This window comes from Nocardia sp. NPDC058497 (assembly GCF_042720195.1).
Classification (GTDB): domain Bacteria; phylum Actinomycetota; class Actinomycetes; order Mycobacteriales; family Mycobacteriaceae; genus Nocardia.
The window spans coordinates 1-8,330 of the sequence record NZ_JBHXMY010000247.1; the positions used below are offsets into that span (position 1 = coordinate 1).

An 8,330-nucleotide genomic window follows, 5' to 3' on the forward strand; every position below is an offset into this window, starting at 1 on the left:
CGCTCGGGGTCGCGCTCGGGGTCGAACGACTGCTCGGACTGCGCGGTGACGAGGTCGGCCCCGGCACCTACACGCCGGAGGCGCTGATCGACCCCGGCTATGCCGCGCAGCGGATGGCCGAGGTGGGAGCCGTCCTCGTCGATGCGAACTAGGCGAAAACCTCGTTGAGTACGAACACCGCCCGTTCGAGCGGGGCCAGTGATTCCAGGACCACCGGCATCGCCATCGAGAACGCTCGGTCCGCACGACCGCAACGGCTCCGTCACCCTCGGGTGCGTCCTCGACAAGTGGCTCGGGGAGCCATTGGCCCACGTCGACGGCTGACGGCGGCACGCCGGGCCAGTCAACGCAAGGGGCTGATCGACAGCCTTCGTGTCGGCGAATCGACTCATCTGGATCTGAGAGCGGTCACTATCTTTCGGGGTGGCCGGCATCGAAGCCCGTGACCAGCAGCACGGTGCCCTGTGTGCATGGTGTCGACCTGCGTCACCACGCAGGACCAGAACGTGCGGGCGGGGCTCGAGAAAGTCGGCGAGAAGGGAATCTTTGGGCAAAAGCAACATATAATAATGCAGATCCCAACAATATGCGAAGGGGTTGGGCACGATGTCGATAGGAAACCTTCTGGCGATCATCATCCCCATTGTGGTGGTAGTGGCGATCCTGATCGCCGGGGCCGCTTTGCTCCTTGACCGCCGTCGTCATCTTCGTGAACGCTTCGGCCCGGAGTACGAACGAACGGTCGAAGACGCGGACAGCCGAATGGCCGGCGAGCGCGAGCTCAGGTCCCGCGAGAAACGCCATGACTCGCTGGATATCCGGCCGCTGGAGAGCAGCGCCCGTGATCGGTACAGCCAGGACTGGACGAGCGTGCAAGGGGAATTCGTGGACCGGCCGGAGGATGCCGTGCATGACGCGGACCGCCTGGTGACTTCCCTGATGCGCGAACGCGGCTATCCGACCGAGGGCTACCAGCAGCAGCTCGAGGATCTCTCCGTCGAACATGGCCGCACCCTCGAGCACTACCGTGCCGCTCACCAGATCGAGGCACTCAGCACGCAGCACAAGGCGACCACCGAGCAGCTCCGCGGGGCGATGGTGCACTACCGAGCTCTTTTCGACGAACTGCTCTCCGACGGCGGCCAAACCCGTCACGCCCGAGCATGAACGAACCCGAATCCTGACCCGAAACGCCGAGGCGACAAGGGACGGAGTAGATATGCAACCCGAACCAGACCCGACCCAGGGCGGCCTGTCCACGGAAGATCTTGCCCAACCCCACGACCGGGCGACCGAGGAAGCCGACCAACCGCAGACCGAGGCCCCCGCCTTCCCCGGCGGGAGCACCCCTACGCGTGGCTCTGCTGAGCCCGAATCCCAAGCCGAGACGACTGCCGCGCCGACCGAGGAGGACGAGACCCCGCAGCTGCTCACAACCGAGGACGAGGAAGGCTTCCGAGAGCGGTGGCGGGAGGTCCAGAACAAGTTCGTCGACGACCCCCGCGACGCTGTACTCACCGCCGATACTCTGGTCGCGGAGGTCATGCAGACGCTGGCCACGACGTTCGCCGAGCACAAACAAGAGCTCGAAGGGCAATGGAATCGCGGCGAGCGCGCGGACACCGAAGATCTGCGGATGGCCCTGCGTCATTACCGGTCGTTCTTCAACCGCCTGCTCACGACCTGAAATGGGATGATGGTCGACTTCCAGGTGGGTGAGCGCGGTCAGCGCAACGGCCGGAAGAACTCGCGCACATCGTCGACGAGCAGATCGGGCGCCTCCATCGCCGCGAAATGCCCGCCGCGGCCGAACTCGGTCCAGCGCACCAGGTTGTTCTGCTTCTCGGCGATACCGCGAATCGTGCTGTCGCCGGGGAAGACCGCGATGCCGGTGGGCACGCCGGAGCTGGGCAGGTCGGCACCCCACTGCTGGGATTCCTTATACAGGCGCATCGAAGCACCCGCGGTGCGGGTGAACCAGAGGATCGCGATCTCGGCGAGCATCGCGTCGCGGTCGAGGGAGTCCTCGGGCAGGGCGGCGGCCGGATCCTTGTAGGTGTTGACGACATCGACGACCCAGCCGAGCAGTCCCGCGGGTGAATCGGTCACCGCGTGGGCCAGGGTCTGCGGGCGGGTGCTGTGCACGCTCGCGTACGCGGAGGTCTCGTTGCTGCTCCAATCCTGGAGTGCGGCAAGCTTTTCCTGATCCGGTACCGAATAGCCTGCGCCGTCGTCGTCCCAGGTGGGAATCGTGATCGCGGCATTGAGATGGACCCCGGCGACGTGCTCGGTGTCGATGCGGCCCAGTTGCGGGGCGATGAACGACCCGGCGTCGCCGCCCTGCGCCCCGTAGCGGGAGTAGCCGAGCCTGCTCATGAGCTGTGCGATCAGGATCGCCGACCGCTCGGTCGCGGCCTGTCCAGGCTGTCGGGTGGGACCGGAGAAGCCGAATCCGGGCAGGGTCGGGATCACCACGTCGAAGGCGTCGCGTGGGTCGCCGCCGTGGGCGCGGGGGTCGGTCAGCGGTCCGATCGTCGCGGCGAAATCGGTGAACGGCCACCCGTGCACCAGGACCAGCGGCAGCGCGCCGGTTTCGGGTGAGCGGACGTGGGTGAAATGGATGCGCTGACCGTCGATGTCGGTGACGAACTGTGGCCGGGCATTGCGGGCGGCTTCGGCGGCGCGCCAATCGAACCCGGTGCGCCAGTAGTCGGCGAGACCGCGCAGGTAGGCGGTGGGCAGGCCGTAGGTCCAGCCGGTTTCGGGCAGGTCCACGGCCCAGCGGGTGCGGGCGAGGCGGTCGTGCAGCTCGTCGAGGTCGGATTGCGGAATGTCGATCCGGAAGGGGTGGATGTCGTTCATGCCGACCACGCTACGAACCGCTTAGGTCGGGATCGGGCCTAAGTTGCGGGCATTCTGGAGGCATGTCAGAAACGTCAGCCCGGTTGCTTCGTCTGCTGTCGCTGTTGCAGACCCACCGCGCGTGGTCGGGCGCCGAGCTCGCCGCCAAGCTCGAGGTCACGGCGCGCACGGTTCGCCGCGATATCGAGCGGCTGCGCGGGCTCGGCTATCCGGTGCAGGCCTTGCAGGGGATGGCGGGTTATCGGCTGGGTGCCGGTGCGTCGATGCCGCCGTTGCTGCTCGACGACGAGGAGGCGGTGGCCGTCGCGGTCGGTCTGCGGACCACTTCGGGTGGCACCGTCACCGGCATCGAGGACGCTTCGTTGCGGGCGCTGGCCAAGCTGGAACAGGTGCTGCCGTCGCGGCTGCGGCACCGGCTGAGCACCCTGCAGCAGTCGATGGTGCGCGTGGCCGCCGAGGCGCCGCGTGTGACATCGGAGACCCTGCTGGCGATCGCGGACGCGTGCCGGCGGCAGGAACGCCTGCGGTTCGACTACACCGATCACACGGGCCGTACCTCCGTGCGCGACACCGAACCCGACTCGCTGGTCAATGTCAGCAGGCACTGGTATCTGGTCGCCTGGGACGTCGACCGGGAGGATTGGCGGTCGTTCCGCGTCGACCGGCTGCATCCCCGGATCCCGACCGGCCCGCGCTTCACCCAGCGCCCACTGCCCGACGGCGACGCGGCCACGTATCTGTCGCGCAGGCTCTCGAGCTCGTCGTGGCCGTGGCGCACCGAGGTCACCCTGCACGGGCCTGCCATCGAGATCGCCGAACGTCTGTGGCCCGGCACCGGCGTTCTCGAACCGGTCGACGACAAGACGTGTCTGCTGCACCTGGGCGCGGACTCCCCTGCCTCGCTGGCCTGGATGATCACCGCACTGGACACCGATTTCACCGTCACCGGCCCACCCGAACTCGTCACGGCACTACGCAGATTGAGCAACCGCTGCCGCAACGCGGTCGATGCACCGGATGCCGACTAGCACCGCATGCTCGCCGTTGATGCGCTGCCCCGGCACCTCTCACGGCTCGCCCAGAACTTCCTGCAGGCGGGCGGCGAACGCGATCGGGCCACCGACGAATCCGGTGTGATCACCGGGGAACAGCACCGGCTCGATGCCCAGCACCGCGGCCAGCTCTCGCGAAGTACGGTCACAGAACTGCCCGGTCGACGCGGCGCCGATGCCGACGATCACGCGGGTGGGCACGGAGCGCAGCAACGGCGGGTCGGGCACCCACTCGGCGGTGGCGCGCAGTTCATGGTCGAACCAGTGGCGTTCGCTGTCGACCTGCCGTGGGTCGCGGTCACCACCGAACATCCGCTGCACCACCACGTCCGGGATCGCGAAGCCGGTCTGGGCGAAGAATTTCCGCCACGCGCCGATCACGTCGCCGGTGTCGTAGGTGGCGATGATGTCCTCGGTGACGGCGCGCTGGTCCGCCGCGTCAAGCAGCAGCTCGCGCAGCGGCGGTTCGTGGGCGACGACGGTGGTGACCAGGTCGGAGTTGGTCTGGGCGAGCGCCAGCGCGCTGACGGCACCGCCGCTGGAACCGAACACCACCGCCGGACCGGCGTCGAGGTGGGTAATCAGCCGGGCGAGGTCGTCGGCGCGGGCGAGCACCATCGAATCCTGCTGCGGATCGTCGAGTGGGCTGGCGAAATGTCCACGTGGATCGGTGGTCAGCACCGTGTTGGTGGCGGCGAGCTGTTCGGCCAGCGGCGCGAACGCGGCGGCGTTCATCGGCGCGCCGACGAGCACGAACAGCGGTCCCGTCCCGCGGACCTCGTAGTACAGGCGGGCGTCGGGCACCACGAGGGTGCCGGTGGTGACGGCGGAGCTGGCGGTCATAGGACTCTCCCGGATCTCGGCTACAGGTAGCACTCATTGAGACGGTGGCCGATCCGGGAACTCATCGCTCGCCCCGAGAACCTTTTTCGCGACACCCGATTCCGCAGGTCAGGACGATTCCGCCGCCGCTGTTCGGTTTGGGACGCGCCGGCGTGGCTATTGCCGGGATATGCGCATCCCGCGAATTCGAATCATCGCCGCGCTCGGAGCAAGCATCGTCGTCGCTGCTGGAGTGACGACAGCATGCGGGGGAAACCCGGTGGAAGACATCTCGCATACCAGTGGCAGCCAAGCCACCATCGGGGACATCGAACTCCAGAACGTCCATGTCATCCCGCTGGTGCTGCCCGGAAGCTGCGTCATCCAACTCGAGGGTCCATCGCGGCTGTCCTTCACCGCCACCAACACCGGCACGAGTCAGGATCGGCTCGTCACGATCACGACCGACGCGGCGGACTCGGTCGATATCCAGGCCCCGGCGGACGCGCTCGTGCTCGACGGCGGAACCAGGCTGGCGGCCGGGCAGCCGGTCGAACAACTCGATGCCACACAGGCGCCGGACGAACCGATCACGGTTGTCGTGAACAAACCCGACGACTGGGTCAGACCGGGCATCACTATCGACGTGACGTTCGTGTTCGAGAACGCCGGCAGCGTCGAATTCGCGGTACCGATCGATTCCTGTCCCACCCAGCAATCACGGTGAACCGCGACCGACCCGGTAGATCCGGCCCGCCGGTGACTACGCGGCGACCTCGGCGATCGCTCCGTTCCGCAGTGCCATCCGGTCCCCGGTGAACCGGCGCCGCAACTGCCGGTCGTGGGTGACGATCACCAGGGCGCCCTGGAAGCCGTCGAGCGCCTGCTCGAGTTCCTCGACCAGTGCCGGGGCGAGGTGGTTGGTCGGCTCGTCGAGCAGCAGCAGGTCGGCGGGTTCGGTGACCAGGCGGGCGATCTCGATGCGCCTGCGCTGCCCGTAGGACAGCTCGCCGACCCGCAGCGCGAGTTCGGCGGGACGGAACAGACCGAGATCGAGCAGGGTGTCCGCGTGGTCGTCGGGATGGCCCGGTCTGCCGGTGGCGAACGCGGTGAGCACGGTCGCCGCCGCCGGGTAGCGGGGAGGTTCCTGCCGCAGCCAGCCCACCCGGCCGGTGATCCGCGCAGTCCCGGTATCAGGCTGTACATCACCGGCGAGCACCCGCAACAGGGTGGTCTTGCCCGCGCCGTTCGGCCCGGTCACGAGCAACCGCGCACCGGGTTCGACGCGCAGTACGGGCAGCGTGAGGCGATCGTCGACGCGGACGCCGGCCAGCTCGGCGACCGGACCCGCCTGCGCGTCCTCGATCGTGGTCGGCACCGCCGCATGGAATTGCAGCGGATCGATCGGCGCCGCCACCGGATCGGCATGCAGCCGCGCGACCCGCTCTTTGGCATTGCGGATGCGCGACATCGCACCGTGCCCGCGCCCACGCGCCCGGAACGGTCCGGCGGCGAACACGGCCAGCGGCAGTTTCCGGGGAATCGCCTCGAGCCGAATCACATTCGATTCAGCCAGTCGCCTGCTGCGCGCCAGTTCGGCCCGCCAGTCCGCGTATTCCTGTGCGGCCCTGCGCCGTTGGGCCGCTTTCGCCACCAGGTAGCCGGCGTATCCGTCGCCGAAGCGGGCGACCTGCCCGGCATCGACCTCAAGGATGGTGCTGGTGATCCGTTCCAGGAACACCCGGTCGTGGGTCACCGCGACGACCGTGCCCCGATGCGCGCGCAGCTGCTGTTCGAGCCAGGCGACCGCGGCGTCGTCGAGGTCGTTGGTCGGTTCGTCGAGCAACAGCAGTTCCGGCGCCGAGGCCAGCGTCGCCGCCAGCGCCAGCCGGGCCTTCTCCCCGCCGGACAGGGTCGAGAGCAGGCGATCCCGATCGAGTCCTGGCAGGCCGAGCGCGGCCAGGGCGATGTCGACGCGTGCGTCGGCCAGGTAGCCGTCGCGTGCTTCGAACCGGGCCAGCAGCGTCGCGTAGTCGTCGAGCAGCGCCGGGCCACCGTGTGCCAGTCGCTGTTCGGTGCTGCGCAGTTGCGCCTCGAGTGTCCGGAGATCGCCCAGTGCGTGGTCGATGGCAGCGGCGACGGTGGCGGTGCCCGGCAGTTCGAGTACCTGCGGGAGGTAGCCGATGCCGCCCGGCGCCGAGACGATCACGCTGCCGTCGTCGGGCTGTTCGGCACCGGCGAGCAGCCGGAGCAGAGTCGACTTCCCCGAACCGGTCTCGCCGATCACGCCGACCGTTTCGCCGGGTGCGATCGACAGCGACACGGTGTCGAGGACGGTGATGGCGCCGTAGCGCTTGGTGACGTCGTGCAGGGTGAGTTGGGCGGTGCTGGTCATGTCAGCTCCTGTTCCCGGCCCGCGTGAGGCCGCACGAAAGGCCCCGTGCCGGGGCTGGATCGAGGGAAAACGCACGCGGACCGAGCGAGGTGGCGTGCGGTGGCGGAACGCGGAGCTCAGCTCGACGCGTTCGGCGAGATCACAAGAACAGGAAACCGATACCCATGAGGTCTACGACCATAACGACACTCCGCTCGGTCTGCCACCCCCTCATTTCTGGTGTGCCTGACCCTCGCGACCAACGCGGTAATCGCGTGGACCACCGAGTATTACGGGCTGGCAGTGGAGTAGATGCGCCGAGCCGGACAGCGGATCGACGACGAGGTCTTGGCCCACCTCTCCCCGCGCACAGCGCCACATCAACTTCTTCGGCGCGATCGAGGTCGACATGTAAAGCGAGCTCGCCCAGCTCGGCCCGACCGGCTACCGGCCGCTACGGGTTCGAGACACCCTGTTCTGGCCTCATCTCAGCGCTCCGGACGCCTCACATCGACATCCTGTAATGCCGAGTTGAGTGTGCAGGTACTGGGATCGATAGGTTGAATGGCGGATCTGACGCATCGCGTCAACGTGATCGCGGACGAAGCCGACAGAGGTGGTGAAGATATGGATGATGAGGAGTACTCGAAGGCCATTCGGCTGTTCCGGAGCTTGACGGGACGAGTTCCGGATCACTATCTGGGCGTGGCATATGGCCTTATCCACAACGAGGACGCCATGGCTGTGCAGGCGGTGGTTCTCGGGCTGGACAGCGATGGTATCGGTGTGACCGGAGAGGAGTGGCTCCTCATTCGAGACCTCCTCGAAGTGGGTGATCTGCAAGAGGACGAGTTGCATATTTCCCTCGTGGACATTCCGCCGACGCTGGCGTATTCGTTCACACCCGATGCGCCTGAGCACATCCCCGAACCTCTTGCCGCAGATCGTCTGATGGCCATGTCCGTCGCCGGGCGGGGCGTTATTGCGGTCAGGAGGGTGTATCGGTCACCGAAACACGCGGCGGCGAATCCAGCGTCCTGGCTGTATCTCGTCGAGACCGAGGTCGGTGTGGAGGAGGCAAGACTGTCCGACTACCTGAGTTCGCGGCTGTGGCACGAGTTGAAAGAAACGCAGCTGGTCGAGGCATACCCTGCTGAGGCCGTTCTACCGACCTATCATTCTGCCGCGTTGGCAGCATCGAAGCTGCTCTGGCACTATAC

General features: G+C 67.3%; 8 protein-coding genes and 2 pseudogenes. 6 read left to right on the forward strand and 4 right to left on the reverse strand.

Translation table 11 applies throughout. The annotated features are described in order from the left end of the window. Window positions 1-151: 151 nt before the first annotated feature. Window positions 152-312: pseudogene (locus ACFWPJ_RS17745) on the reverse strand (RNA polymerase subunit sigma-24); the annotation flags it as partial. Between the two features lie 294 nt (window positions 313-606). On the opposite strand from ACFWPJ_RS17745, the gene ACFWPJ_RS17750 reads away from it, so the two are divergent. Both ACFWPJ_RS17750 and ACFWPJ_RS17755 read left to right on the forward strand, forming a co-directional pair. Then, window positions 607-1,167, forward strand: a complete 561-nt coding sequence (locus tag ACFWPJ_RS17750; protein WP_378852604.1) for a hypothetical protein — start codon at window positions 607-609, stop codon at window positions 1,165-1,167. A 52-nt stretch (window positions 1,168-1,219) separates the two neighbouring features. Then, on the forward strand, window positions 1,220-1,687 hold the full coding sequence (locus ACFWPJ_RS17755; protein ID WP_378852606.1) for a hypothetical protein: 468 nt from the start codon (window positions 1,220-1,222) through the stop codon (window positions 1,685-1,687). Window positions 1,688-1,725: 38 nt separating this feature from the next. On the opposite strand, the gene ACFWPJ_RS17760 is transcribed toward ACFWPJ_RS17755, so the two are convergent. Further along, window positions 1,726-2,862, reverse strand: coding sequence for an epoxide hydrolase family protein (locus tag ACFWPJ_RS17760; RefSeq protein WP_378852608.1), 1,137 nt, complete (start codon window positions 2,860-2,862; stop codon window positions 1,726-1,728). 62 nt (window positions 2,863-2,924) lie between these two features. Here ACFWPJ_RS17760 and ACFWPJ_RS17765 point away from each other — a divergent pair, with 62 nt between their 5' ends. Beyond that, window positions 2,925-3,890 (forward strand): helix-turn-helix transcriptional regulator, encoded by a 966-nt coding sequence (locus ACFWPJ_RS17765; protein ID WP_378852610.1) that lies wholly within the window; start codon window positions 2,925-2,927, stop codon window positions 3,888-3,890. Between the two features lie 39 nt (window positions 3,891-3,929). On the opposite strand, the gene ACFWPJ_RS17770 is transcribed toward ACFWPJ_RS17765, so the two are convergent. After that, window positions 3,930-4,757, reverse strand: a complete 828-nt coding sequence (locus ACFWPJ_RS17770; RefSeq protein ID WP_378852612.1) for an alpha/beta fold hydrolase — start codon at window positions 4,755-4,757, stop codon at window positions 3,930-3,932. A 169-nt stretch (window positions 4,758-4,926) separates the two neighbouring features. Here ACFWPJ_RS17770 and ACFWPJ_RS17775 point away from each other — a divergent pair, with 169 nt between their 5' ends. Continuing rightward, a complete protein-coding gene (locus tag ACFWPJ_RS17775; protein ID WP_378852614.1) occupies window positions 4,927-5,463 on the forward strand; it encodes a hypothetical protein in 537 nt (178 codons plus the stop codon). 36 nt (window positions 5,464-5,499) lie between these two features. Here ACFWPJ_RS17775 and ACFWPJ_RS17780 read toward each other — a convergent pair whose 3' ends face one another. Continuing rightward, on the reverse strand, window positions 5,500-7,131 hold the full coding sequence (locus ACFWPJ_RS17780) for a TlrC/CarA/OleB/SrmB family ABC-F type ribosomal protection protein (protein ID WP_378852616.1): 1,632 nt from the start codon (window positions 7,129-7,131) through the stop codon (window positions 5,500-5,502). A gap of 222 nt (window positions 7,132-7,353) precedes the next feature. On the opposite strand from ACFWPJ_RS17780, the pseudogene ACFWPJ_RS17785 reads away from it, so the two are divergent. Next, window positions 7,354-7,645, forward strand: a pseudogene (locus tag ACFWPJ_RS17785) (Tn3 family transposase); the annotation flags it as partial. Between the two features lie 29 nt (window positions 7,646-7,674). Beyond that, window positions 7,675-8,330, forward strand: a 656-nt coding sequence (locus tag ACFWPJ_RS17790; RefSeq protein ID WP_378852618.1) for a hypothetical protein, incomplete at its 3' end; no start/stop codon positions are given.

Coding starts and splice junctions, on each gene's coding strand:
- ACFWPJ_RS17760 (WP_378852608.1), bottom strand. CDS start 2,862: ATGAACGACATCCACCCCTTCCGGATCGACATTCCGCAATCCGACCTC.
- ACFWPJ_RS17765 (WP_378852610.1), top strand. CDS start 2,925: ATGTCAGAAACGTCAGCCCGGTTGCTTCGTCTGCTGTCGCTGTTGCAG.
- ACFWPJ_RS17780 (WP_378852616.1), bottom strand. CDS start 7,131: ATGACCAGCACCGCCCAACTCACCCTGCACGACGTCACCAAGCGCTAC.
- ACFWPJ_RS17755 (WP_378852606.1), top strand. CDS start 1,220: ATGCAACCCGAACCAGACCCGACCCAGGGCGGCCTGTCCACGGAAGAT.
- ACFWPJ_RS17775 (WP_378852614.1), top strand. CDS start 4,927: ATGCGCATCCCGCGAATTCGAATCATCGCCGCGCTCGGAGCAAGCATC.
- ACFWPJ_RS17770 (WP_378852612.1), bottom strand. CDS start 4,757: ATGACCGCCAGCTCCGCCGTCACCACCGGCACCCTCGTGGTGCCCGAC.
- ACFWPJ_RS17750 (WP_378852604.1), top strand. CDS start 607: ATGTCGATAGGAAACCTTCTGGCGATCATCATCCCCATTGTGGTGGTA.